The sequence below is a fragment of the Amycolatopsis sp. NPDC050768 genome, assembly GCF_040654155.1.
GTDB lineage: Bacteria > Actinomycetota > Actinomycetes > Mycobacteriales > Pseudonocardiaceae > Amycolatopsis.
Window position 1 is genome coordinate 74,726 of record NZ_JBFAHL010000014.1, and the last position, 23,527, is coordinate 98,252.

Here is a 23,527-nt window from a genome sequence, read left to right on the forward strand (position 1 = left end):
TCCGGGGCGGGTCGCATTCGTGCGGCCCGCCCTTTTTGTGTGCTGCGCCCGGGGTCGCGTTCAGGCGGCGAAGGACACCCCCTGTTGTTGACGCGGTTCTTCGAAGGGCGGGTCGCTGAGTGCCTTCACGTGACGGGATCCGCCGACGCGCCTAACGTGGTCAGTGGTGCCGTCGAGGGGGAGAGCCGTGGCTGACCTGGAAACCTTCACGCAGATGTTCGCGCCCGAGTACAAAGCGGACCCGTACCCGCTGTACCGCAAGTGGCGTGAGGCCGAGCCCGTCGCCGAGATCGCGCCGGGGTTCCTCGTGGTGAGCGGCCTGGCGGAGGCGACGGAGGTTGTGCGTGATCCCGCGTTCGGGCACCCCCAGCCCGAGGTCCTTGACCCGGCCGCCCGCCACCCGGACGACCTGGTCGACGCCGAGGGCCGCCCGGTGGTGTCGTTCCTCGGTCTCAACCCGCCGGACCACACGCGCCTGCGCCGGCTCGTGTCGAAGGCCTTCACGCCGCGGATGGTCGAGCGCCTGCGCCCGCGCGTTGAGGACATCACCGCGCGCCTGATCTCCGACCTGATCGACGCCGGTTCGGCCGACCTGATGACCGCGCTGGCCGCGCCGCTGCCGGTCGAGGTCATCAGCGAGATGCTCGGCGTCCCGATGGCCGACCGGTCGCGCTTCGCCGAGTGGTCGCACGCGCTGGCCCGCGCGCTCGACCCGGCGTTCCTCGTCGCCGACTCCGTGCTCGAAGAAGCGGGCGACGCCGGCCGCGAGTTCAACGCCTACTTCCGCGAACTGGCCGCGGAACGCCGCCGCAACCCCGGTGAGGACCTCCTGTCGGACCTCGTCGCCGTCACCGATCAGGGCGACAAGCTCACCGAAGCCGAGCTCCTGGTCACGCTCACTCTCCTGCTCGTCGCCGGCCACGAGACCACCACCAACCTCATCGGCAACGGAGTTCTGGCCCTGCTCGGCACCGAAGCCGGCCTTCGCTCCCTCGGCGACGACGGCGCCCTCGCGCCCAACGCCGTCGAAGAAGTCCTGCGCCACGACTCCCCGGTGCAGCTCACCAGCCGCGTCGCCCTGCAGCCCACGCGCGTCGGCACCACCGACGTCGCCCCCGGCGCCCAGGCGATCGTCCTCATCGGCGCCGCCAACCGCGACCCCGCGACCCACCCGGACCCGGACACCTTCGACCCCACCCGCGAGCCCTCCCGCCACCTCGCCTTCGGCCAGGGCATCCACTTCTGCCTCGGTTCACCCCTGGCCCGCCTCGAAGGCCAGACCGCCCTGCGCGAACTCGCCGTCCGCACCCCGGCGCTGCACCTGGCCGGCCCCCCGACCTGGAACCCGACCATCACCATGCGCGGCCTGTCCCAGCTCCCGGTGGCGATCGGCTGACGCCGTGACCCGCTGTTTGGGACACCCGTCCCATCAAGCAGCCGACGGACGCGCCGGTACCGCACGCGCTGGACCCAGACGTGGCGCCAGCAAGTGGAACCGCGTACAAACCCACCCCGTCCGCGTCCGCTCGAACCGCGCGGCCAGAGCGAGCACCCGAGGACCGTTCCGAATGGTCGTCGCGGCCTCCAGCGCAAGATCCGTCGGGTGACACAGGTGCAGCGTCCCGACCCGATGCCGCGTGCTCGGCAGGCGGCTGTGCGTCAGAAGCCGCGCGAACAGGGCCGGGTCGACGAGGTTCTGCACCTGCGCCGCGGCGCGGCGGCCGCCGAGGACTTCGAGGATGGCGTTGAGGCGGCCGGTGAGCTGGCGTTCGCTCGGGGGTCCCAGGAGCTGAACCACGTTGTGCCCCGTGGGTGGCAGGTCGCGGACCGGCGGGCGGTGCCGCGTGACGTGGCGGACAGGGCGGGGCCGGGCTGCGGGCTCGCTGCCCGCGAGGCCCCGGAGGCGGTGGGTCGTCATGTGTTCCTCCCCTGAAACGCGGACGATCCGCTGCAGGTAGTGCCCGGACAAAGCCGAAACCGGGACCGTCTGCGCCTGATCCGGCGAAATCCGCGAATCCGCCCATTCCGATCTGCAAGATGCGCTACGCCCGTTGCCGCGCACGCGGATCGCTAGGGTGAGCCCGTGCTCAAAGGCTTGCTGGTCGACTACGCCGGCGTCCTCACCGACCCCGACGCCCACCTGCTCTACGACTACCTGCGCGCCATCCGCTCCGGCGGCACGCGCACCGGCCTGGTCTCCAACGCGCCCGGTGCCACGCCGGCCGTCCGCCACGAGCTGGCCGACTACTTCGACACGCTGGTCTTCTCCGGCGAGGTCGGCGTGGCCAAACCCGATCGCGAGATCTACCTCGTGGCCGCCGAACGCCTCGGCCTCGCCGCCGCCACCTGCGCGTTCGTGGACGACGCCGCCCGCAACGTCCGCGGCGCCGCCGAGGCGGGCATGGTCGCCATCCACCACGTCACGATGGAGAACACCCTCGGAGAGCTGGCCGCTCTGTTCAGCTAGACCGTCGCACCAGCTCGAACGACAGCACCGCGGCCGCCGCCGAGACGTTGAGCGACTCGACGTCGCCGGGCATCGGAATGGAGACCCACTCGGTCACCAGCTCGGCCACGGCCGCGCCCACGCCTTCCGTCTCCCCGCCCAGCACGAACGCCGCCCGCTGAGGCAGCGAAACGTCGAACACCGTCGACTTGCCCGACGCACTCAGCGCGTACAGGCCATACCCGGCGTCTGTCAGCATTTCCGCCGCCTCACGAGCGCTGCCGCACCGCAGCACCGGCGCGCGGAACGCCACGCCGGCCGAAGCCTTGACCACCATCGGGTCCAACGCGGCCACCCCCCGCCGCGGCACGATCACACCTTCCAGACCGGCGGCGGTGGCCGTGCGAAGGATCATGCCGACGTTCGCGGGCGTCGTGATGCCGTCGAGCAGCAGGACCCGCGCGGGCGGGCGGCGGTCGTCCAGCGCGGCGGCGAGCGAGCGCATCCGCGGCGCGACGACGTCGGCCAGCACACCCTGGTCCTGCTTGCCGTTGCCGGCCAGCACCTTCACGCGGTGGGCGCTCGCGCGCTGCACCGGCACCCCGGCGTCCTTCGCGGCGCGCTGGATCTCGACCGCGGCCGGGCCGCGGGCGGTGTCGGCGAGGATGACCTTGTCCACCTGCAGGCCGTCGTCGGCCAGCGCTTCGAGCACCGGCTTGCGCCCGTAGACGGTCAGGAACCGGTCCTTCGGAGAAACCTCCGCCTCATCACCCACGCCGGTCAGTCTCGCACTGTGTAAGGATCGGCTCATGCCCGACCGCCTGTCCGCGCTCGACGCCTCGTTCCTGTACGTCGAGGACCACGCGACCCCGATGCACGTCGGCGGCGTGGCCATCTTCGAGCGCCCGCGCGGCGGGCTCGACTACGCGCAGGTGCTCGACCTCGTCGGCTCGCGCCTGCCGTTCCTGCCGCGCTACCGCCAGCGCGTGCTCGACGTCCCCGGCCACCTCGCCCGGCCCGTGTGGGTGGACGACGTCGACTTCGACCTCAACTACCACGTCCGCCGCTCCGCGCTGCCCCAGCCGGGCACCGACGAGCAGCTGTTCGACCTGGTCGCGCGCCTGATGTCGCGCCGGCTCGCGCCCGAACGCCCGCTGTGGGAGGCCTACTTCGTCGAGGGTCTCGTCGGCGACCGCGTGGCGCTGGTGACGAAGACGCACCAGTCCGTTGTGGACGGTATCGGCACCATCGACCTCGGCCAGCTCATCCTCGACGACGCCCCGGCGCCGCCCGAGCCGTACGAGGACACCTGGACACCGCGCCGCGAGCCGAGCCGCGCGCAGCTGATGATCGACGCCGTGAGCGAGGCCGTGCAACGCCCGGGTGAGCTGGTCGAGAACGTCCGCTCCGCCGCCAACGACGCGTGGGCGTCGGTCGGCAAGGTCGCCGAGACGCTGGGAGAGGTGGCGTCCACGCTGCGCACCGTCGTCAACCCGGCGCCGCAGGGCCCGCTCAACGTGCGTGTCTCCGGCGGCCGGCTGTTCTCCGTGGTGCGCACGCGGCTGGAGGACTACCGGAAGGTCCGCGCTGAGCACGGCGGGACCGTCAACGACGTGATTCTCACCGCGATCACCGGCGCGCTGCGCGAGTGGCTCCTTTCGCGCGGGGTGAACCTCACGTCCACGGCCACCGTGCGCGCGCTGGTGCCCCTGGCCGTGCGCGACGAGGACACGGCCGAGTACTCCACACCGGCGCTCGTCGGCAACCAGGTGGCGGCCTACCTCGTCGACCTGCCGGTGGGCGAGCCGAACCCCGTGCTGCGGCTGCAGCACGTCGGCCACGCGATGAGCGCGCACCTCGACTCCGGCCGTTCCGTCGCCGCGCGCGGGCTGCTGAAGGTAAGCGGCTTCGCCCCGGCGACGCTGCATTCGCTCGGCGCGCGGGCCGGCGGTTCGCTGTCGGGCCGGATTTTCAACCTCATGATCACCAACTCGCCGGGGCCGCAGGAACCGGTGTACGCGGGTGAGGCGAAACTGATCGAAATGTTCCCCGTGATGCCGCTGATGCGCACCCAGGCGCTGGCGATCGGGGTCACGTCCTACCGCGGCGGTGTCTACTTCGGACTCAACGGCGACCGCAAGGCCGCGTTCGACGTCGACCTGCTCGGCGGGATGATCGAAGAAGCGTTGGAAGAGCTGAAGGGTGCGCACTGGTGAGGGTCTACATTCCGGCGACGATCGCGATGCTTCGCGAACTCGAGTCGAACGGCGAGTTCCGGGCCCGCAGCGGCACGGCGTTCGCGCTGACGCCAGGGCTGCGCGAGGCGTACGTGAGCGGCTCCGACGAAGAGCTGGAGTACGCCGCGTTGCTGGACGCCGCCCGCGCGTCGCTTCGCCTGATCAACGCGGAGGAAAAGGGCGAGCCCCGCCGCGCCGTCGTCTCGGCCGACGTGGACAACGTGACGTTGCGCGCGGACCTCGACGCCGCCGTCGTCCGCCTCGACGGCCCTGTCGCGCTCAGCCGGATCGCCGCGATCCACGTGGACTCCGCCGAAGCCGCCGACGCCGTCTCCGCGGCCGCCGCCGTGATCGACGCCGCCGACCTTGGCGACGAGGACGCCGAGTTCGTGCTGGGTGATGCGGAGGATCATGAGCTGGCTTGGTATGCGCCGCAGGAGCTGCCGTTCTTGCTGGAGCTGATGTAGTCCCCGTTTTTGTCGGACCCGGCTGGCAGAGTTCGGACTCGTGACCGAACTCGACTTCTGGCAGCTCATCGACTCCTCCCACGCCGACGTGGCCGCCCGCGCCGGCGAGCTGCTCGCGGCCCGCTCGCGCGCGGAAATCGTTGCCGCGCACAGGGTTTTGGGCGGACTCCTCACGGAGTCCTACCGCAGTCCTCTGTGGGCCGCCGCGTACGTCGTCAACGGCGGCTGCTCCGACGACGGCTTCGATTACTTCCGCGGCTGGCTCCTCACCCAGGGCCGCGAGGTCTTCACCCGCGCCCTCGCCGACCCCGACTCGCTGGCCGACGTGCCGGCCGTCCGCGCCGCCGCCGCCGAGGGCGAGGAGCTGGAGTGCGAAGAGATCCTGTACTTCACCGCAGCGGCCTATCTCTCGGCTACCGGGGAACCACTTCCTGAGGACCCGCCCGTCTCGCTGCCGCCGCTGGACCCGGACTTCGACGTCGAGGACCCGGATTCGGCTCGGGAACGGCTGCCGCGGTTGTCCGCGCTGTTCGCCGCCTGAACCGGGGCTAGCGGCGGCCGAGACCGTCGATCATCAACCCCACCGTGAAGTCGAACCGATCGTGGCCTTCGCCGGCCGTGAGTTCCGTGGCGTGGCGCGTCGTGTGGGGGAACGTCTCGGCGGGCAGGGCGGTGAGGCGGCGGCGGAGTTCGTCGCGGTCGAGGACCCAGGCGGTGTCGTCGCGGGTTGAGCGTTGGCGGGCGATGGAGAGCTCCAGGCAGTAGGACGCGACGTACAGCAGGAGCGCGTCGATGGCCCACGCGGCGGTCTGCGGCGCAACGCCGCCCGTGAGCAGGATCGCGAGCATGCCTTCGTTGACGCGCACGGCTTCCAGGTCGGTGGGGACCATGGCGAACGCGGCGCTGGAGATGCCGGGGTAGCGCAGGTATTGGTCGCGCAGCTGCTCGCACACGCTGCGGATCTGGTCGCGCCACTCCTCGGCGGAAGGCCAGGGCAGCGCGAGCTCGGAGCACAGCCGTCCGATGAGCAGCTCGCCGAGGTCGGCCTTGTTGACCACGTGGTTGTAGAGCGACGCGGGTCCGGTGTCGAGGGCGTCGGCCAGGCGCCGCATGGTCAGGGCCTCGTAGCCCTCCCGGGCGATCACGTCCAGGGCCGTGTCGACGACCTGTTCCACGATCGGGGTCTTGCGACGGCGCCGCGGTCGGGTGTCGGCCTGGAGGTTCGGCGGCTGGTGGCGCGCCGCGCGTCGCTCTCGCGGGTTCACGAGGGCCAGCCTAGCTTGACACGAACAACGTTCGTAAGTAGAACATTGTTCGTGTCTGACGAACGCGTAGACGTGACCGTGGTCGGTGCCGGGCCGGTGGGCCTCGTGCTCGCCGCCGAGCTGGCCTTGTCCGGAGCAAAAGTGCAGGTGCTGGAGCGGCTGACCGAGCCGGACGAGGCAGTGAAGGCCGGCGCGATCAACGTGCCGACGGCCGAGGCCCTCGACCGCCGCGGCCTGCTGCCGGCGGCCGAGCAGGTGCAGCGGGAGCTGCTGGGGCAGGTGGGGTCGTTCGCGCGCCTGGTCGAGAAACGGGAAGGCCCGCGGTTCACCGGCCACTTCGCGGGCATGGTGCTCGACGCCGACCTCGTCGACTGGTCCGATCCCGACCTCGCCGCCCACACCGCCGTCGACGGTGCGCGGTTGGTGCCGCAGCGCGAGCTGGAGGCGCTGCTGGCCGAGCACGTCGCGCGGCTCGGCGTGCCGGTGCGGCGCGGGGTGGAGGTCACGTCGCTCGAAGACACCGACGCCGGCGTGCTCGTCGGAACCACGGCCGGCCCGGTGCGCACGGCGTGGCTGGTCGGCTGCGATGGCGGGCACAGCGCCGTCCGCCGCCTCGCCGGCATCGACTTTCCCGGCACCGCCCCCGAGCTCACCGGGCGCCTGGCCGTCGCCGACATCGCCGACCCGGAGAAGCTCGCCGACAGCTGGGCCTGGTCGGCCGCGGGTGCCTATCGCCGCGGCCCGCAGCCCGGCCGCGTGACCACCGTCGAGTTCGACGGCGGCCCCGCCGATCGCACGGCGCCCGTCACCCTGGAGGAGGTGCAGAGCAGCCTGCGCCGCGTCTCCGGCACCGACGTCACCCTCACCGCCCTGCGCGGCACCGCCACCCGCTGGACCGACAACACCCGCCAGGCCGCCACCTACCGCTCCGGCCGCGTCTTCCTCGCCGGCGACGCCGCCCACGTCCACCCGCCCTTCGGCGGCCAGGGCCTCAATCTCGGTGTCGGCGACGCGATGAACCTGGGCTGGAAACTGGGCGCCGTCATCGCCGGCTGGGCTCCCGACGGACTGCTGACCACCTACGACGCCGAACGCCGCCCCCTCGGCACCTGGGTCCTGGACTGGACGCGCGCCCAGATCGGCGTCCTGCGCGGCGACCCCAAGTCGGCCGCGCTGCGCACCGTCGTCGCCGATCTGCTCGCCACCCCCGACGGCGCCACCCACGCCGTCAAGAAGATCTCCGGCGTGACCCAGCGCCTCGACCTGCCTGGCGACCACCCACTGATCGGCCGCTACGCCCCGGACGTGTGGCTGTCCGACGGCTCCCGCCTCGCCGACCACACCCACTCGGGCGGGTTCGTCCTGCTCGACCGCACTCCCGACGGCGCTTTCGCGGCTCTCGCCGCCCCGTGGTCCACCCGCGTCACCGTCGTCCCCGACGCCCCCACGACCCCGACCGGCCTCCTGCTCCGCCCGGACGGCGTCGTCGCCTGGGCCACGGTCACCCCCGACCCCGCCGATCTCGCGACGGTCCTGCACCAGTGGGCCGGCGCGCCCTCACCCGAACCCGCGCAGGTGGGCTGAACCACCGCCTGCGTCAGCCACCGATGAGCGTGCCGATCTGGTCGGCTGCCGGGGCCGTGACGTTCACCGGCGAGCCCCACGCCGAGTAGCGCGCTGTGATGCGGGCGCTGCCCTGGCCGCCTGAGCCGCGCAGGATGGGCGACAGGTCGAGGACCAGCTGCAGGGGCCGGTTGTCCTCGTCGAGCCACAGGTCGAGGGGGACCTTCGTGCCACCGAGCTGCGCGTCGGCCGGGAGGCCCGCGGGCAGCTCGGCGCCGAGGTGGGCCAAGTCGACGTCGACGCGGTAGTGGGAGGCGTCGGTGCCGTCGAGGGTGGTCGCGTCGCTGGCAGTGAGGGTGCCCGCGGTGCGGACCTGTTCGAGCGTGCGCGCGGGGTCGTTCTGCTCGGCGAGCTGTGCGAGGCTGCCGCCGAGGACCTGGGAGAATGGGTCGCTGCCGTCGGGCGAGACCTTCACCCAGGGTTTGCGGCCGGTCACCTGGTCGAGGGCGCTCGGGCGGACCTTCGCGTACAGCGTCTGCGCGACCAGGCGCAGCTCCAGCGGCTCGCCGACGTAGTCCGTGGTCATCTGCAGCGCCGTCCCGCCGGGGCCGAACACGGCCTCACCCTGACCGTGGGACACGAGCGCACCCGCGGCGACATCGGTGGTGAACTTCGCGGAGTGACCGGCGTTCGTCGCCGCGACGGCCGCGTCGGCCAGGGCACGCGCGTCGGAGAACCGCTCGGGCGAAGCCGAACACCCGCCGATCACGAGCAGCGCGGCGCACGCCAAAGCCGTCCTGCGCATCCGGAAAACCCCGTCCTGACCGGCGGAAAGAGACCCTACAAAAGCACAGACGGCTCCGAAGACCCGTTCGGGGGAAGTGGAATTACCCGTAGTAGCGCGAAGGGCGCCCCGACGGTTGTCGAGGCGCCCTTCGGGTCAAGCAGCGAGCGGTCAGCCGCCCATGTGCTTCGCGATCTCGCCCAGGTCCGCGACCTGGTCGGCCGGCGGCGCGGTGACCTCGACCGGAGCGCCCCAATCGCTGTACTTGACGACGATCTTGCCGGAGCCCGCGGCCGAGGCCGGCACGCCCATCGCCTTCATCATTTCGCTCTCGTCCATCGTGATCTGGAGCGGGAGCTGGTCCTTGTTGACCCAGAGCTCGGCCGGCATCTTGATGTCCTTGCCCTTGAGCAATTCCTTGACCTGGGCCTGGGACTCGGCCGGAACACTGGCCAGCATCTTGTCGATCGACTTGGCGATGTCGATCTCGAACTTGTAGTGGTTCACCGGCTGGCCGTCCAGCGTGGTCTGGTCGGAGCTGACGATCCGGCCGGCCTCGCTGATCTGGTCGAGGATCTTCGTCGGGTCACTCTGCTCGGAAGCCTGCGACATGCTCCCGGCGAGGGCCTTCGAAATCGGGTCGTTCGCGTCGGGCGAGATCTTGACCCACGGCTTGTCGGTGCCCATCTGCGAGGCCTCAGACGCCGGGAGTTTCATGTACATCGTCTTGTCGATGAGCCGGATCTCGCTCTGCTCACCGTCGGTGGTCATCGTCATCGACATCTTCAAGTTGGCCGGGTCGTAGGACATGAGTCCCTCGGCGGTCACGTTCTTTCCGCCGACCGACATGGTCATCGACATCTTCGACGACTTCGACTTCGCGGTGCCCTGCTTGGACGCCTTCGCCAGCTCAAGCACGTTCGCGAACGGCGAGGCGATCCCCGAGGAGGCCTTGTCGCCCGCCGGCGCCGCGGTCCCGTTCTCAGACTTCGAACCACAGCCGGTCAGCACGAGCGCCAGCGCGGCACCCGCGGCGACGACGAAAGTGGTTTTGCGCATGCAATCCCCCTAGGAAGGTCATTACTCCACCCGCAGTATCGCTGGATCGGGGCAACAGTTACGCCCTTTCGATCACGATTTGGGTAATCAATCACCCGTTGTGTCGTCCACCTGCGGAGTAATCATGGGACGCACGGTGACCGTCGCCGGTTCCCGCTGAAGTCATCGGGTCGCGACGGGAAGCTCCTCGAGTCCGCGCATCAGTGTCGAGAACCGCCACCGCGCCGGATCGGCACCGTCGGCGAGCCGAAGCGCCGGGAACCGTTCGATGAGCGCGCCGAGCGCGATCGCTCCCTCCAACCGGGCGAGCGGCGCGCCGAGACAGTGGTGGATGCCGTGCCCGAACGCCAGGTGCCCACCGACCGGTCGGGTCACGTCGAGCTCATCGGGATCCGCGAACCGCTCGCCGTCGCGGTTCGCGGAAAGCAGCGACACGGAGAGGAACTCGTTCGCCGGGATCTCGATGCCACCGACCGTGATCGGGGCGGTGGTGAACCGCGTGGTTGCGATGTGGACCGGTCCGTCGTAGCGCAGGAGCTCCTCGATGGCGTTCGGCACGAGCGACGGGTCGGCCCGCAGTGCCGCGAGCTGCGCGGGGGCACGCAGCAGCGCGAGCGTGCCGTTGGCGATGAGGCTGACCGTGGTGTCGTGCCCCGCGATCACGAGCAGCTCGGCCATGGTGACGAGCTCCTGCTCCGACAGGCGGTCGCCGCTGTCGGTCACGGCGACCAGGTCGGACAGCAGGTCTTCGGCCGGCTCGGCCCGCTTGGCTGTGACGAGGTCACGCAGGTAGGCCAGGAACAGCTCGGACGCCTCGACGAGCCGCTGGTCACCGGCCGACGTGATCACCTCGACCCAGGAGCCGAACTTCTCGCGGTCGGTTTCGGGCACGCCCAGCAGCTCGCAGATGACGATCATCGGCAGCGGCGCTGCGAAGCTCGCGACCAGGTCGACCCGATCCTGTCCGGCCATCGCGTCGAGCAGCTCGGCGGTCACGCTCTCGATCCGCGGCCGCAGGCGCGCGATCGCGCGGGTCGTGAACACCTTCGCGACGAGCCGCCGCAGCCGTGTGTGGTCCGGCGGGTCGCTGTTGAGCATGTGGTCTTCGAGCAGCCGGAAGGCGGGGGACAGCATCGCGAACGACGGGCCGTGCCGCTCGGCGATGATCTGGGCGCGCCTGCCCTCGTCCTTGTGGACGTCCGGGCTGGTCAGGACCTGCTTGACGTCCTCGTACCTGGTGACGAGCCACGACCGCATTCCCCGCGGCGTCTGCACCAGCCGGACGGGTGCTTCGATCCGCAGCTTCGCTTCGATCTCGTGGGGATTCTGGACGTACTCGATGTCGAGGGGGTAGGCCTCGGGGTCGGTCGGCACGGGCGGCGGCTCCTTGTGGTGGGGATTCCCACCCCATCGGCTCCGCGCGCGGTTGCCAACCTCCGGCCGCCGTCAGCGCCCGTTTTTCCCGTGATCAAGAGTCACTCCGCGCCACCCGCGCGTGAAACGAGCAGCCGACGCAGCGACGCCAGCCGCTCGGCGCTTGCGCGACCTTCGGTGACGACGGCGTCGAGCGCGCAGTCCGGGTCCTCCGGCGGGCCGAGGTGGCCGCAGTTCGTGGGGCACTCCTCGGCGGCCTCGGCGAACTCCTCGAAGGCGTTCACGATGTCGTCGGCGGTCACGTGCGCCAGCCCGAACGACCGCACGCCCGGCGTGTCGATCACCCAGCCGCGGCCCGCGAGGGGCAGCGGCAGCGCGACGGCCGCCACGGACGTGTGGCGTCCCTTGCCGACGGAGCTGACGACGCCCGTGGCGAGCTCGGCGTCGGGCACCAGGCGGTTGACCAGCGTGGACTTGCCGACGCCGGAGTGCCCGACCAACGCGGACACGCGCCCTTCGAGGCGCTCGGCCAGGCCTTCGGGCTTCTCGTCGTGGCGCGTGACGATGGCCGGCACGTCGAGGCCCGCGTAGCTCGCGAGCAGCTCGTCGGGGCTGGCCAGGTCGGCTTTCGTGAGGCAGAGGACGGGCTCGAGCCCGCCCGCGTAGCAGGCGACCAGACAGCGGTCGATGAACCCGGTCCGCGGCGGGGGATCGGCGAGCGACGTGACGATCAGCAGCTGGGCGGCGTTCGCGACGACCACGCGCTCGTACGGGTCGGTGTCGTCGGCGGTCCGGCGCAGCACGCTGGTGCGCTCGTCGACGCGGACGATGCGTGCGAGCGTGTCCTGCAGGCCCGAGACGTCGCCGACCAGGGCGACCATGTCCCCGACGACCACGGAGACGCGCCCCATCTCGCGGGCGCGCATGGCCGTGACCACGCGTTCGGGGTCGGCGTCCACGGCGCACGTCCAGCGGCCGCGGTCCTTGCCGATCACCATGGCGGTGACGGCATCGGCGTGCTCGGGCCGGCGTTTGGTCCGGGGCCTGGTGCCCTTGCCGGGGCGAACCCGCACGTCGGATTCGTCCAGCTTGCTCCAGTCGCCTCTCGCCAAACCGCCCACCGTCCTCCCGCTCGTCCTGCCTGGTCGAAATGATCCCATGCCGGTCGCGCCCGGCCCGGCCTGCGTGTAACGATGGCGTCTTGAGAGGTGCGAGGAGGCTGGCATGTGCGGCCGTTACGCGGCGACGAAGGACCCGGCGAAGCTGATCGACGAGTTCGCCGCGGTCGATTTGACCGAGGGTGCCGCGCGCGAGGACTACAACGTCGCGCCGACCAAGAACGTCGTCACCGTGGTCCAGCGCCACCCCCGCGACGCCGAGGGGCAGGTGCTCGAGGACGAGCCCGCCGAGCGGTCGCTGCGGATCATGAAGTGGGGCCTCGTGCCGTTCTGGGCGAAGGACCCCTCCGTCGGCTCGCGCATGATCAACACGCGCGCGGAGACGGCGGCTGAAAAGCCGGCCTTCAAACGCGCTTTGAAGTCGCGTCGCTGCCTGGTCCCGGCCGACGGCTGGTTCGAATGGCGCCGCACGGGCAAGGAGAAGGAGCCGTTCTACATGACGGATCCTTCCGGCTCGTCGCTCGCGTTCGGCGGGATCTGGGAGAGCTGGCGCCCGAAGGACGGCTCGTCGGACGAGCAGCCCTTGATCACGTTCTCCATCATCACGACCGACGCCGAGGGCCAGCTGCGGGGCATCCACGACCGCATGCCGCTGATCGTCCCGGGCGAGCACTGGGACGGCTGGCTCGACCCGGACCAGTCCTCCGTGGACGGTCTGCTCGTGCCCACGCCGCCGGACTTCGTCGAGTCGCTCGAGCTGCGCCCGATTTCCACGCTGGTCAACAACGTCCGCAACAACGGCCCCCAGCTGCTCACGCGCGCCGAGCCCGCCGCCTCGGAAACCCTGTTCGACGCGCCATGACCACCCTCGAGATCGACACTCCCCACGGCCCCGCGCGCGCCGAGCTCCACTGCGCCAAGGACGGCGCCGCCGTGCTCCTGCTCGGTCACGGCGCGGGTGGCGGCATCGGGGCCAAGGACCTGGTGGCGGTCGCGCGGGCCGCGAAGGCCGCCGGGGTGCACGTGGCTTTGGTGGAGCAGCCGTACCGGGTGGCGGGGCGCCGGGCGCCCGCACCGGCGAATCAGCTGGACACGGCTTGGCTGGCTGTGGCGGACGAGTTGTCGGCGCACTTCGACGACCTGCCGTTGGTCTTCGGCGGCCGTTCCTCGGGCGCGCGGGTTGCCTGCCGGACAGCTTCGGCCGGCCAGGCTGTGGCGGTGTTGTGCCTGGCGTTTCCCGAGCACCCGCCCGGCCGGCCGGAAAAGACGCGGCAACCGGAGCTCGATGCGGTGGAAGTGCCGACCCTGGTGGTGCAGGGCGAGCGCGACCCGTTCGGCCGCCCTTCGGCGGGGCCGCACCACGAGGTTGTGATGGTCTCGGGGGACCACACCTTGTCGGCCGACTTGGACGCGGTGTCGCGCGCGGCGGCGGAGTGGTTGGGGCGAGTGCTGAGGCCGCACCTCTGAGTGGTCAGGCGCCCTCGGTCCAGAACTGGTTGACGCGCGCGATCGCTTCCTCGCGGCTCATCGCGGCGACCTCGGCGTCGGGGATGCCGACCTGGTGGATCAGCGTGTGCACGACTTGTGCCGGCACGCCGGCCTCGGCCACCGGACGCGCGATGGATCGTTCCGGGACCACATCGTCCTGCACGCACGCCCAGAAATCGGCTTCGGTCACACAGAGCTGGTCACGCAGGATCGCGCGCCACATCTGCGGTCCGTAGGTCGACCGGTTCGGCGGGCGGGAAATCCTCGTCCGCAGCACGCGCCCGTCGGGCAGGTGCAGCTCGTAGGTCACGTGGTGCGTGACGGAGCGCCCCCGCGCATCCCGCACCAGTTGCCATCCCTCGGCTCGGCAGAACGCGTCGTGATCCGCCCGGGTCGGTGCCGGGCACATCATCGGCTGCTGTTCACCAGCCAAGCCTGCAGGTCCACGTCGCTGCTGAGCTCGATCAGCTGGACCAGACCCCAGTTGTCCCGGTGGTTCGGCGCGTCGCGCAGGTGGTCCTGCCAATCGTCCGCGTACTCCCGCAGCGCCCCCACCATGTCGGCGACGGCGTCGTCGAAAGTCTCGGCATCGGCCGCCACCGGAAGCCCGGGGATGAACACCGACCACCCGCCGGTCTCGGACACCACCTCGGCGCGCGAGGGGACAACGGACGTCAGGAAGTGTCGCAGGCGCTCCACGTCCACGACCGCCACCGTGTCGTTGTCGCGGCGCATCGTGGCCACGCGACCCTGTCCGGCGGCGTCGAAGAGGCTCTTCAGGTTCTTGCGGGCTTCACTCGAGCTTTCGTAGTGGACCGAGGTGCTCACTTCCGCTCCCTCCCGAGCCGCGTGGTGAATCGACGGCGCGCGTCAGCCGCAGCTCGCCTTGGGGGACCAGTATGCGGAGGTACCTCAAGTACGTCAAGTACATCAGGTACCTGGAGTACTGGCGACTTCGTCGCGGCGGCAGGACTTCGGCCGCGTCTGCGGGTAGTTGTCCACACGCTTCCCCCAGTTGTGGACAGCTAGGCGTGCACAGTGCTCAGCCGGCGATCGAAGCCACCACAGCCCCCGTCAACCGCACCAGGTCCCCAGGCGCCAGCTCCACCTCGAGCCCCCGCCGCCCGGCCGAGCAGTAGACCGTCGCGAACCCCGAAGCCGACTCGTCCACCACCACCGGCAGACGGCTCCGGTGCCCCAGGGGCGAAATCCCCCCGAGCACATACCCGGTTGCCCGCTGGGCACCTGCCGGATCGGCCATCCGCGCCTTCTTGCCCCCGGCCGCGGCGGCCAGCGCCTTGAGGTCCAGAGACCCCGTGACCGGCACCACGCCCACCGTCAGCTTGCCGTCGACGTCCGCCACCAGTGTCTTGAAGACGCGCGCCGCCTCCAGGCCCAGGGCCTCGACCGCCTCCAGGCCGTACGACTCGGCCCGCGAGTCGTGGTCGTACGAGTGCAGCGTGTGCGCCACCTTGTGTTTCGTGAGCAGCGCCGTCGCCGGTGTTCCCTTGCCCGCCATGGGATCGGAGTCTACGAAGGCGTCGGGAATGGACGCCCGCCACGTTCTGTTGAAAGAAACGTGACCACGACGCTTACCACTGCCCGCCCTCGTAGGCGCAGCACCGAGCAGGGCCTTCCGAGCCCCCGCGTAAACTCGGCGTTGCCGTATGCGCAGAAGCGCATCGACGCCGAACGGGAAGGGAACGGTTTGCCGAGCACCCCGAACACCGCGCCGGAGACGGCGGCCGACGAGTTGGAGCTGGCGGAGCGCTTCGAACGCGACGCGATGCCCCTGCTCGATCAGCTGTACTCGGCCGCGATGCGGATGACGCGGAACCCCTCCGACGCCGAGGACCTGGTCCAGGAGACCTACCTCAAGGCATACGCGGCGTTCGCCTCCTTCAAGGCCGGCACGAACCTCAAGGCGTGGATGTACCGCATCCTCACCAACACCTACATCAACGGCTACCGCAAGCGTCAGCGGCAGCCGGTGCAGCAGCCCACCGAGGAGATCACCGACTGGCAGATCGCCAAGGCGGAGAGTCACACCTCCAGCGGGCTGCGCTCGGCCGAGGTCGAGGCGATGGACAACCTCCCCGACGCCGACGTGAAGCAGGCGCTGCAGAAGCTGCCCGAAGAGTTCCGGCTGGCCGTCTACCTGGCGGACGTCGAGGGCTTCGCGTACAAGGAGATCGCCGAGATCATGGACACGCCCATCGGCACCGTGATGTCCCGTCTGCACCGCGGTCGCGCCCAGCTGCGCGACCTGCTGGCCGACGTCGCGCGCGAGCGCGGCTTCATCCGCGGTGACCGCGAGGAGGTGGCGAAGCGATGAGCACGGGTGACGCGCCGGGGACCGAGGACAAGGTCCGCTGCGAAGAGGCGCTTTCGGAGATCTACCTGCTCCTCGACAAGGAGTGCAGCCCCCTGCGCGACGCCGAGCTGCGCCGCCACATCGAGGACTGCCCGCCGTGCCTCGAGGAGTACGGCATCGACGAGCAGATCAAGGAGCTGCTGCATCGCAAGTGCGGCGGTGACTTGGCGCCGGCGGAGCTGAAGAGCCGCCTGCGCGCCTCGATCCGCCAGACCGTCGCCACGCGCGGCGGCGTGACGGTCGAGCGCACCGAGATCACCGTCGAGCAGCGCACCGGCGAGTAACACCCGAGCTCACGCTTTTCCGGGATTTCCGACGACGACGGCCCCCGTACCAGTGGTGCGGGGGCCGTGTCGCGTCCGGACGCCGGAATCAGGCGTTGGGCTTCTTGCCGTGGTTCGCGCCGTTCTTCTTGCGGTCGCGACGCTTACGGGCGCGCTTCGACATGCTTCACTCCTCGTATTCACGCGGGATGGCCCGGGTGCGGGGTGCCGGAGCACCTGCCGGGCTCGGGTCAACCGCTCCAGTGTGTCATGCGTGCCCCGGCTCACCTGCGGCGCCCGTGCTGATCGGCGTCCGCTCTGGTTTGATGGGCGGATGACCGGAGGAACCGCGCACCACGCACTCGTGGTCGTCGAGTAGCTCGTGTCCACCCTTTCCGACCTGCTCGCCGAGAACACCGGTCTCCCCGGTGAGGCCGCCGACCATCTGCAGACCGTCGTCGCGGAGTGGCAGCTGCTGGCCGATCTGTCGTTCGCCGATTTCCTGCTGTGGGTCCCCGTCGCGAGGGACCTGCAGCCCGAGGGCGGCGATTTCGTGTGCGTCGCACACGCCCGGCCCACCACGGCGCCCACCGCGCACCCCGAGGATGTCGTCGGCACGCGGTTCACCGTCGCCGAGCACCCGGAGCTGGCGAAGGCCGTGCGCGAGCGGAAGATCGGCCGCGAGGAAGACCCGCACTGGTACCGCGACCTGCCGATGCGCCGCGAAGCCGTGCCGGTGAGCTTCGGCGGCGAGGTGATCGCCGTGCTCAGCCGCGAGACGAACCTGGCCGCGCCGCGCGTGCCGAGCCCGCTGGAGATCGCGTATCTGGGCAGCGCGGGCGACCTGTGCCAGATGATCGTCGACGGCACGTTCCCGCCCCCGGGCGGCAACCAGGCCGACACCCACACCAGCCCCCGCGTCGGCGACGGCCTCATCCGCCTCGACCCGAGCGGCACCGTCGTGTTCGCCAGCCCCAACGGCCTGTCCGCCTACCACCGCATGGGCCACGAGTCCGACCTGGTGGGGCAGCGGCTGGCGCCGTTGACGCGGTCGCTGATCCGCGACCCGTTCGACGCCACCGAGGTCTCGCACCGCATCATCGAGGCCCTCGACGGCAAGCCCTCCACCCGCACGGAGGCCGATTCCCGCCGCGGCGCCGTGGTGCTGTTCCGTGCGCTGCCGCTGCGCCCGTCGGGTCAGGCGGCCGGCGCGCTCGTGCTGGTCCGCGACGTCACCGAGGTCAAGCGCCGCGACCGCGCCCTGCTGTCCAAGGACGCGACGATCCGCGAGATCCACCACCGCGTGAAGAACAACCTGCAGACCGTCGCGGCGCTGCTGCGGCTGCAGTCGCGCCGCACCACGAGCGAAGAGGCCCGCCTCGCGCTCGGCGAGTCCGTGCGGCGCGTCTCGTCGATCGCGATGGTCCACGAGGCCCTGTCGATCTCCGTCGACGAGCGCGTGGACCTCGACAAGCTGCTCGACAACGTCCTGCCGATGGTCGGCGAGGTCGCCACCGCGGAGTCGCAGGTGGGGCTCACGCGCAAGGGCTCGTTCGGCATCGTCATCGCCGAGATCGCGACGCCGCTGGTCATGGTGCTCACGGAGCTCGTGCAGAACGCCATCGAGCACGCGTTCCCGCAGGGCCGCCCGGGCAAGGTCGAGATCATCGTGGAACGCTCGGCGCGCTGGCTCGACGTCCTCATCCGGGACAACGGCCGCGGCCTGCCTTCGGGCTTCTCGCTGGAACGCAGCGACGGCCTCGGCCTGCAGATCGTGCGCACGCTGGTGGAGTCGGAACTGCGCGGGTCCCTGTCGCTGCGCAAGGTGCGCACGGATTCCACCGGCGCGCGCGTGCCGGGCACCGAGGCCGCGCTGCGCATCCCCCTCTCCCGCCGGCTCTAACGCCAGTACTCGACGCGCTGCCCGTCGGTGTCGGCCACGAAGACGACCGCGTCAGCGCCGTCGATCTGGGCCGGGCTCAGCGGGAGGTGGCCGGGCAGGATCGGCTCGCCCGTGCCGGTCGACGCGGGCAGCGCGCCGCGCAGGGCTTGCGCTGGGAACAGCGAGCGACGGGTGGTGGCCGCGGCCAGCTCGCCCTGGAGCGTGCCGGGTTCCGCGTGGGGGTTGGCGTCGGCGGCGACGAAGACGTAGCGCTCGCCCAGCGTCAACGCGACGAGCGCGCCCGCGCTGCCCCACGTCGCCTCCTCCGGGCCCATCTGCAGGGTGGACGGCACGCGCTGCAGGTGCACGTTGTGCGCGAACACCAGGCTCGGCCCGCGGTCCCGCTCCTGCGAGAGCATCGCGAGCAGGTTGTCGGCCATCATCTCGGCGCGCAGGCTGAGCAGGGTCCCGAACCGATCGGGCGCGGCGAAGGCCATCGCCGCGTGGTAGCGGAGCAGACTCACGGCGGTGCGTGCGTACGCGGCGGCGAGCGCGTAGCCGGGGGGATCGGCGGGCTGGAGCACGGGCGCCGCGCGGTGGAGGGCGCTCGCGAGGTCGTCGGCGACGATGCGCAACGCGCGGGCGCGGTCGGAGCCGCCGATCGACGCGGCCGCGTCGTACATGGCCTGCTCGTTCGTCCAGTCGTCGTCTTCGCCGAGCAACGAATCCAGGTCGTGGATCGAGGCCGGACACAACGCTGTGGGCAGGTAGTCGATCACGGCGGTCAGCGCGCGCCGCGGGCTGGGCGCGGAGGTGGTCTCCGTCGGCGCGTCGAAGCCGTGGAACCGCACCTGATCCTCGGGCGCGCGGCCGGCGTTGTGCTCGCGCAGCCACTCGACGAGTTCTCGGTTGCCCGGCACGCGACCGAACCAGTGGCTGAAGCCGGTTTTCAGCACCTCGTCGAGGTCACCGGCGCCGCCGGTCACGTAGTCGTTGACGATGGACGCGGCGAAAACGTCGGTCTCCAGCGAGATCGACCGGTAGCCCCGCTCGACGAGGTGGGCGAGAAGTTCGTTGCGCAGCAAGGGAAACGCTCGGATCCCGTGCGTCGGCTCGCCGAGGGCGAGCAGCGCGGGCCGGGCCTGGGCGAGCAGCTCGTCGACGGTGCGGCCCAGGCTCGCCGCGTCGCCGATTTCGCGGCCGGCCCCGCGCAGGGTGGTGGCAGTGGACATGGAAAACCCCTTCCAGAGAAACCTGTCCTCGACCGTATCGTTGAAGAATCGAGTGAAACTTCGATGCGAACCACCTGCAGTTCAAGGCCGAAAGCCTCAAACGGAGGTTCACCCTGCGACCCATCGACCTCGCGCGGGAGCACGGGTTGTCCGCCCAAGCGGTCCGCAATTACGACGACGCCGGCGTGCTCCCGCCGACCGGACGCAGCGACAGCGGCTACCGCCGCTACACGCCGCTGCACGCGCAGGGCCTGCGCGCCTTCCTAGCGTTGCGCGCGGGCCACGGGCACCAGCCGGCAGTGGAGATCATGCGCTCGATCCACCGCGGTGACACCGAATCCGCCTACCGGCTCATCGACGCCGCGCATGTCGCTCTGCTCGCCGAACGCGACACCCGCACTGAAGTCGCGGCGGCCCTGGGCACCCTGTCCACGGCGCCGGCACCGTTGCAAGGCCCGCCGCTGACCGTCGGCGAGCTCGCGCGACGGCTCGACGTGCACCCGGCGACGCTGCGCGCCTGGGAAACCGAGGGCATCCTGCGTCCTGAACGAAATCGGGCCACCGGTTATCGCGAATACGGCCCGGACTGCGTGCGTGACGCCGAGATCGCCCGGCAGCTCCGCCGTGGCGGTTACCTGTTGCGCCAGGTCGCGCAGTTCCTCGAATCACTGCGCGAGGCGGGCGGGGCCGACGCGTTGAGCGCCTTCCTCGACGCCTGGCAGCATCGGCTCACCGCCCGCAGCCGCGCCCTGCTCGCCGGCGCCGCCCAGCTCGACGCCTACCTCACCTTGCGCGATTCGGTCACGCCTGGCTGAGCTCGACCACCGGGAACTCGACGCGTTCCGGAGCGCGCCCGGCCTGCAGCATCCACGCCTCTCCAGTGCCCTCACCCGAGGCGATCGTCGCGACCGCGGACGCGATTTCCGCCGGAGAAGCCACGGCCAAGCCGTTCGCCACGAGCGTGTCCTTGAGCCCGCCGATCATCCGCGTCTCCACGAACCCCGGGCACACGGCGTTGAGCGTGATCCCCGAATCGGCACAGGCCGGGGCCAGTGACCGCACCAGGCCGATGATCGCGTGCTTGCTCGCCGAGTACACCGGGTCGAACGTGGCCGGCGAGATGCCGGCGAGGCTGGACGTCACCACGATCGCGCCACCGCCATGAGCCCGCAGCGCCGGGACGGCGGCGCGCAGGCCGAACATCGTGCCGTCGACGTTCACCGCCAACGTGCGGCGATAACGCTCCAGGTCGAAGTCGTCGAGGCCGCCCGCGCCGCCGGTGCCGGCGTTGAGGTGCACGACGTCGAGCCCGCCGTACTCGGCCACCGCCGCGGCCACGGCGGCCTCGTTGTCCTCGGGCCGCGTGACGTCGGTGCGCACGAACAGGCCCCCGACCTCGGCGGCGACCTCCGCGCCGGCAGCCTCGTCGACGTCGGCCACCACCACCCGGGCGCCCTCGGCCGCGAAGTGCCGCGCCACGGCGGCACCGATGCCGCTCGAACCTCCGGTGATCAGAACGACGGTCATGCAGGTGATTCCTCTCCGACTTCGGCCGCGATGGCGGCGATGACACTCTTGCGACGGGCGTAGACCCGCGTGGCGACCTCGAGCGCGAGGTACACGGCCACGTACTGCAGCCCGCTGATCAGCGGCACCCGGTCCACGGACAGCGTGTAGGCCAGCACCACGCGCACCCCGGCGTCGAGCACGAGCACCACACCCCACATCGCGGTGGTCACGCGCAGCACGTGGCGGTAGGTGGGCGACCCGAGCCAGTTGCGCTCCATGCGGTCGCGCGCCTCCTGGCCGAGGAACGACCGCAGCACCTGGTACAGGAACGGTGTCCGCAGCAGCGTCGCCAGCATCCAGAGCCCGGCGGCCGCGGTCATCCAGCCGTCCTTGGCCAGCAGGAACCGCGGGCTGCCGGACAGGAACGACGTCGCGACGCTCAGCACCAGGATGCTCAACGTGAACACCGCGAGCGTGTCCACGCGTCGCTTCGTGACCACCGTCTGCACGGCGCGCACGGCCGGCGGGACGACACCCGCCAGCAGCGCCAGCCACTGGTTGACGCCCAGCGCGCGCAGGCCGTAGAAGAGCGCGGCCGGGGCGACGAGGTTGATGGCGAGGTTGACGATCAGCTCCCGGCGCAGTTCCGGGGGAGTGGTGGGCTTTTCGGGAGGGGCGAGCGTGGTCGTCATCGGACCTCGATCCGCTGACGGTCGCGGTGGCGCCAGGTCTTGGCGAGCACGGCGACGGTGACGGCAGCCAGGACGACCAGGGCGAGCCAGCCGATCCAGCTGCCGGTCTCGGCGAAGCCGCTGCCGAGCGCGGGATCGAGTACGCGCGCCTCGAAGAACAGGTACGCGAGCGGTCCCGTCGCCGCGAGGATGAGCACGGTGCCGGCGACGGCCGTCGCGGGCGTCCAGCGGCCCAGTCGCAGGTTCGCCACCGCCAGTGCGAGCGAAAGCACCAGCACGACAACGAAGAACGGCACCCAGAACCCCCACAACGCGGGGTCGAGAACCGGCACCCGCGCGCCGGAAGCCGTTGTCACGAGCGTGGCCGAACGCTGCACGAACAGCGCCACCACCAGCAGGACCGCCAGCACGATGCCGCTGCCGACTTCGTTCCACGTGGTGGTCGCCGTGGCGTCGGAGAACGGGAGCTGGTCGGGTTTCCAGTCCTCGTCGGGTTCGCCGGGGCCGCGCTCGCTGCCGAAGCGCTCGACGAGTACATAAAGGACAGTGATCGCGACGAGCAGGTACATCGCGACGGTCAACGTGGCGCCCAGCGGCGAAAAGATCGCCGCCGCAACGTTTTCGCCGCGCACCCAGTGCCCGATCCCGTTCACGACGTAGGTGATGGGCAGGACGGTCGCGCTCAGCAGGCGCACCGCCCGGGCGTAGTCCGGGTAGGTGGCCGGCCCGATCAGCGCGGTCGCCTTGTCGGCGTACCGCGTCGCCAGTTGCGCCGGGTCGCCGAGCTCGGCCAGCGCCGCGTACTCGGCCTGGCCCGGGCTCTCCCCGAGCGAGACCCGTGCGTCGACGTCGTCGGCGATCGCGGCCCGCAGCTCGCGGTCGATCTCGCCGCGGTGCTTGCCCGAGACATGCCGCACGGCGGCGGCCACATATCGGTCGGTGAGTGTGGTGCTCATGGTTGTTCCCCCAGTTCGGTGTCTTCTTCGGTCTTCGTCTCCGGGTCCGCTTCGGTGTCCAGCAGGCTCAGCGCGGTGTCGATGGCGCGCCACTCCTTCTGCAGTTCCCGCGCGAGCCGTAGCCCGTCGCGGCTGGTGCGGTAGAACTTCCGCGGCCGGGTGCCCGAGGTGTCCCACTCGCTGGTCAGCAGCCCTTGACCCTCAAGGCGGCGCAACAGCGGGTACAGCGTGTTGGCCGGCGCGGGCACCCCCGCGCGCTCCAGTGCGTCGAGCAGTCCGTAGCCGTACCCGGGCTTCTGCAGCGCCAGCAGGCTCGCCAGCACGACCGTCCCTCGCCACAGCTCCTGCCGATGCGCGTCCAGCAAGTCGGTGTCTTTCACGCTTGCCACGATAGTGTGTGAGACACAGTATCGTCAAATGGCAATGCTGTGCGAGGCGGCAGGGTGTGCGAGAGGGGGGGTCACGCAGGCTTGGGTCGCGTCGCGTTCAGGAGTCGTTCGGCAAACGTTCAACCGACGGGTAGCCGTTCATCGGGAACGCGGCCGGCGGAGCGAGCTCACGACGGCGGCAAGGCGCGTCAAACGCGAAAGATCTTCTACCCCAGGGCAATCGGCCGCGGAGGTCGGTCCACAACGGACGGCCGGCGGGCGACTGGGTCGGCGGCACGGAAGAGGGCGACGCCGAAAGAACCCCGGACACGCCGAAGGGCCGGTACCGAACGAATCGGTACCGGCCCTCACGACGTTCCGCGGGAGGACTTGTTCAGTCCTGGTGAGGTGCAGTGCACCCGGGTGCGGGTGGTTTCACCTCGGTTGTTA

At 70.9% G+C, this 23,527-nt stretch carries 27 protein-coding genes; 12 read left to right on the forward strand and 15 right to left on the reverse strand.

Annotation, left to right across the window (positions count from 1 at the left end):
• The first annotated feature begins 187 nt into the window (after positions 1-187).
• Positions 188-1,396: a cytochrome P450 gene (locus AB0H62_RS34245; protein WP_360590699.1), complete on the forward strand. Its 1,209-nt coding sequence runs from the start codon at positions 188-190 to the stop codon at positions 1,394-1,396.
• A 33-nt stretch (positions 1,397-1,429) separates the two neighbouring features.
• On the opposite strand, the gene AB0H62_RS34250 is transcribed toward AB0H62_RS34245, so the two are convergent.
• Positions 1,430-1,918, reverse strand: coding sequence for an Rv3235 family protein (locus AB0H62_RS34250; protein WP_220244031.1), 489 nt, complete (start codon positions 1,916-1,918; stop codon positions 1,430-1,432).
• A gap of 165 nt (positions 1,919-2,083) precedes the next feature.
• Here AB0H62_RS34250 and AB0H62_RS34255 point away from each other — a divergent pair, with 165 nt between their 5' ends.
• A complete protein-coding gene (locus AB0H62_RS34255; protein WP_255638432.1) occupies positions 2,084-2,467 on the forward strand; it encodes an HAD-IA family hydrolase in 384 nt (127 codons plus the stop codon).
• Here AB0H62_RS34255 and AB0H62_RS34260 read toward each other — a convergent pair.
• Positions 2,460-3,221 (reverse strand): RNA methyltransferase, encoded by a 762-nt coding sequence (locus AB0H62_RS34260; RefSeq protein ID WP_220244030.1) that lies wholly within the window; start codon positions 3,219-3,221, stop codon positions 2,460-2,462. The two genes, AB0H62_RS34255 and AB0H62_RS34260, sit on opposite strands and share 8 nt — an antisense overlap.
• Positions 3,222-3,255: 34 nt before the next feature.
• On the opposite strand from AB0H62_RS34260, the gene AB0H62_RS34265 reads away from it, so the two are divergent.
• From AB0H62_RS34265 to AB0H62_RS34275, 3 genes are read left to right on the forward strand one after another with little or no spacing between them, the layout of a single operon-like run.
• Complete coding sequence (locus tag AB0H62_RS34265) at positions 3,256-4,662, forward strand: wax ester/triacylglycerol synthase family O-acyltransferase (protein ID WP_220244029.1); 1,407 nt, start codon at positions 3,256-3,258, stop codon at positions 4,660-4,662.
• Positions 4,659-5,150: a hypothetical protein gene (locus tag AB0H62_RS34270; RefSeq protein WP_220244028.1), complete on the forward strand. Its 492-nt coding sequence runs from the start codon at positions 4,659-4,661 to the stop codon at positions 5,148-5,150. The genes AB0H62_RS34265 and AB0H62_RS34270 overlap by 4 nt, the downstream gene beginning before the upstream one ends.
• Positions 5,151-5,190: 40 nt before the next feature.
• Positions 5,191-5,691, forward strand: coding sequence for a DUF4240 domain-containing protein (locus tag AB0H62_RS34275; protein WP_255638431.1), 501 nt, complete (start codon positions 5,191-5,193; stop codon positions 5,689-5,691).
• A 7-nt stretch (positions 5,692-5,698) separates the two neighbouring features.
• On the opposite strand, the gene AB0H62_RS34280 is transcribed toward AB0H62_RS34275, so the two are convergent.
• On the reverse strand, positions 5,699-6,415 hold the full coding sequence (locus AB0H62_RS34280) for a TetR/AcrR family transcriptional regulator C-terminal domain-containing protein (protein ID WP_220244027.1): 717 nt from the start codon (positions 6,413-6,415) through the stop codon (positions 5,699-5,701).
• A gap of 51 nt (positions 6,416-6,466) precedes the next feature.
• On the opposite strand from AB0H62_RS34280, the gene AB0H62_RS34285 reads away from it, so the two are divergent.
• Positions 6,467-7,999: an FAD-dependent monooxygenase gene (locus AB0H62_RS34285; RefSeq protein WP_360590703.1), complete on the forward strand. Its 1,533-nt coding sequence runs from the start codon at positions 6,467-6,469 to the stop codon at positions 7,997-7,999.
• Between the two features lie 13 nt (positions 8,000-8,012).
• On the opposite strand, the gene AB0H62_RS34290 is transcribed toward AB0H62_RS34285, so the two are convergent.
• From AB0H62_RS34290 to rsgA, 4 genes are all read right to left on the reverse strand, one after another.
• The gene (locus AB0H62_RS34290; RefSeq protein WP_220244026.1) at positions 8,013-8,783 is read right to left on the reverse strand and encodes a hypothetical protein; all 771 of its coding nucleotides are present in this window, start codon (positions 8,781-8,783) and stop codon (positions 8,013-8,015) included.
• Positions 8,784-8,933: 150 nt separating this feature from the next.
• On the reverse strand, positions 8,934-9,821 hold the full coding sequence (locus AB0H62_RS34295) for a hypothetical protein (RefSeq protein ID WP_220244025.1): 888 nt from the start codon (positions 9,819-9,821) through the stop codon (positions 8,934-8,936).
• A 162-nt stretch (positions 9,822-9,983) separates the two neighbouring features.
• A complete protein-coding gene (locus AB0H62_RS34300; protein ID WP_255638429.1) occupies positions 9,984-11,195 on the reverse strand; it encodes a cytochrome P450 in 1,212 nt (403 codons plus the stop codon).
• 101 nt (positions 11,196-11,296) lie between these two features.
• Positions 11,297-12,307 carry a ribosome small subunit-dependent GTPase A gene (gene rsgA / locus AB0H62_RS34305; RefSeq protein WP_220244024.1) on the reverse strand — a complete coding sequence of 337 codons (1,011 nt, stop codon included), beginning with the start codon at positions 12,305-12,307 and terminating at the stop codon, positions 11,297-11,299.
• Between the two features lie 112 nt (positions 12,308-12,419).
• Between rsgA and AB0H62_RS34310 the strand changes: the two genes are divergently transcribed.
• Positions 12,420-13,175: an SOS response-associated peptidase gene (locus AB0H62_RS34310; protein ID WP_220244023.1), complete on the forward strand. Its 756-nt coding sequence runs from the start codon at positions 12,420-12,422 to the stop codon at positions 13,173-13,175.
• Positions 13,172-13,780 (forward strand): alpha/beta family hydrolase, encoded by a 609-nt coding sequence (locus AB0H62_RS34315; protein WP_220244022.1) that lies wholly within the window; start codon positions 13,172-13,174, stop codon positions 13,778-13,780. The genes AB0H62_RS34310 and AB0H62_RS34315 overlap by 4 nt, the downstream gene beginning before the upstream one ends.
• A gap of 4 nt (positions 13,781-13,784) precedes the next feature.
• Here AB0H62_RS34315 and AB0H62_RS34320 read toward each other — a convergent pair whose 3' ends face one another.
• The 3 genes from AB0H62_RS34320 to ybaK all read right to left on the reverse strand — a co-directional run bounded on the left by AB0H62_RS34320 (position 13,785) and on the right by ybaK (position 15,320).
• The gene (locus AB0H62_RS34320; RefSeq protein WP_255638428.1) at positions 13,785-14,147 is read right to left on the reverse strand and encodes a cytotoxic translational repressor of toxin-antitoxin stability system; all 363 of its coding nucleotides are present in this window, start codon (positions 14,145-14,147) and stop codon (positions 13,785-13,787) included.
• 62 nt (positions 14,148-14,209) lie between these two features.
• Positions 14,210-14,629 carry a prevent-host-death protein gene (locus tag AB0H62_RS34325; protein WP_360590707.1) on the reverse strand — a complete coding sequence of 140 codons (420 nt, stop codon included), beginning with the start codon at positions 14,627-14,629 and terminating at the stop codon, positions 14,210-14,212.
• 214 nt (positions 14,630-14,843) lie between these two features.
• Complete coding sequence (gene ybaK, locus AB0H62_RS34330; protein ID WP_360590709.1) at positions 14,844-15,320, reverse strand: Cys-tRNA(Pro) deacylase; 477 nt, start codon at positions 15,318-15,320, stop codon at positions 14,844-14,846.
• A gap of 189 nt (positions 15,321-15,509) precedes the next feature.
• On the opposite strand from ybaK, the gene AB0H62_RS34335 reads away from it, so the two are divergent.
• From AB0H62_RS34335 to AB0H62_RS34345, 3 genes are all read left to right on the forward strand, one after another.
• A complete protein-coding gene (locus tag AB0H62_RS34335; RefSeq protein WP_220244018.1) occupies positions 15,510-16,136 on the forward strand; it encodes a sigma-70 family RNA polymerase sigma factor in 627 nt (208 codons plus the stop codon).
• Positions 16,133-16,459 (forward strand): mycothiol system anti-sigma-R factor, encoded by a 327-nt coding sequence (gene rsrA, locus AB0H62_RS34340; RefSeq protein ID WP_220244017.1) that lies wholly within the window; start codon positions 16,133-16,135, stop codon positions 16,457-16,459. The genes AB0H62_RS34335 and rsrA overlap by 4 nt, the downstream gene beginning before the upstream one ends.
• 361 nt (positions 16,460-16,820) lie before the next feature.
• Entirely contained in the window at positions 16,821-18,341 is a 1,521-nt protein-coding gene (locus AB0H62_RS34345; RefSeq protein WP_220244016.1) for a PAS domain-containing sensor histidine kinase, read from the forward strand.
• Here the strand turns inward: AB0H62_RS34345 and AB0H62_RS34350 are convergent.
• Positions 18,338-19,552, reverse strand: coding sequence for an erythromycin esterase family protein (locus tag AB0H62_RS34350; protein ID WP_360590711.1), 1,215 nt, complete (start codon positions 19,550-19,552; stop codon positions 18,338-18,340). The genes AB0H62_RS34345 and AB0H62_RS34350 overlap by 4 nt on opposite strands.
• Positions 19,553-19,665: 113 nt before the next feature.
• Between AB0H62_RS34350 and AB0H62_RS34355 the strand changes: the two genes are divergently transcribed.
• Positions 19,666-20,367 carry a MerR family transcriptional regulator gene (locus AB0H62_RS34355; RefSeq protein ID WP_220247092.1) on the forward strand — a complete coding sequence of 234 codons (702 nt, stop codon included), beginning with the start codon at positions 19,666-19,668 and terminating at the stop codon, positions 20,365-20,367.
• On the opposite strand, the gene AB0H62_RS34360 is transcribed toward AB0H62_RS34355, so the two are convergent.
• From AB0H62_RS34360 to AB0H62_RS34375, 4 genes are read right to left on the reverse strand one after another with little or no spacing between them, the layout of a single operon-like run.
• On the reverse strand, positions 20,354-21,079 hold the full coding sequence (locus AB0H62_RS34360; RefSeq protein ID WP_220244014.1) for an SDR family oxidoreductase: 726 nt from the start codon (positions 21,077-21,079) through the stop codon (positions 20,354-20,356). The genes AB0H62_RS34355 and AB0H62_RS34360 overlap by 14 nt on opposite strands.
• Positions 21,076-21,753: a VC0807 family protein gene (locus AB0H62_RS34365; protein ID WP_220244013.1), complete on the reverse strand. Its 678-nt coding sequence runs from the start codon at positions 21,751-21,753 to the stop codon at positions 21,076-21,078. Before AB0H62_RS34365 ends, AB0H62_RS34360 begins: the two co-directional genes overlap by 4 nt.
• On the reverse strand, positions 21,750-22,709 hold the full coding sequence (locus tag AB0H62_RS34370) for a permease prefix domain 1-containing protein (protein ID WP_220244012.1): 960 nt from the start codon (positions 22,707-22,709) through the stop codon (positions 21,750-21,752). Before AB0H62_RS34370 ends, AB0H62_RS34365 begins: the two co-directional genes overlap by 4 nt.
• Positions 22,706-23,089 (reverse strand): PadR family transcriptional regulator, encoded by a 384-nt coding sequence (locus AB0H62_RS34375; RefSeq protein WP_360590714.1) that lies wholly within the window; start codon positions 23,087-23,089, stop codon positions 22,706-22,708. The genes AB0H62_RS34370 and AB0H62_RS34375 overlap by 4 nt, the downstream gene beginning before the upstream one ends.
• Positions 23,090-23,527: the final 438 nt, after the last annotated feature.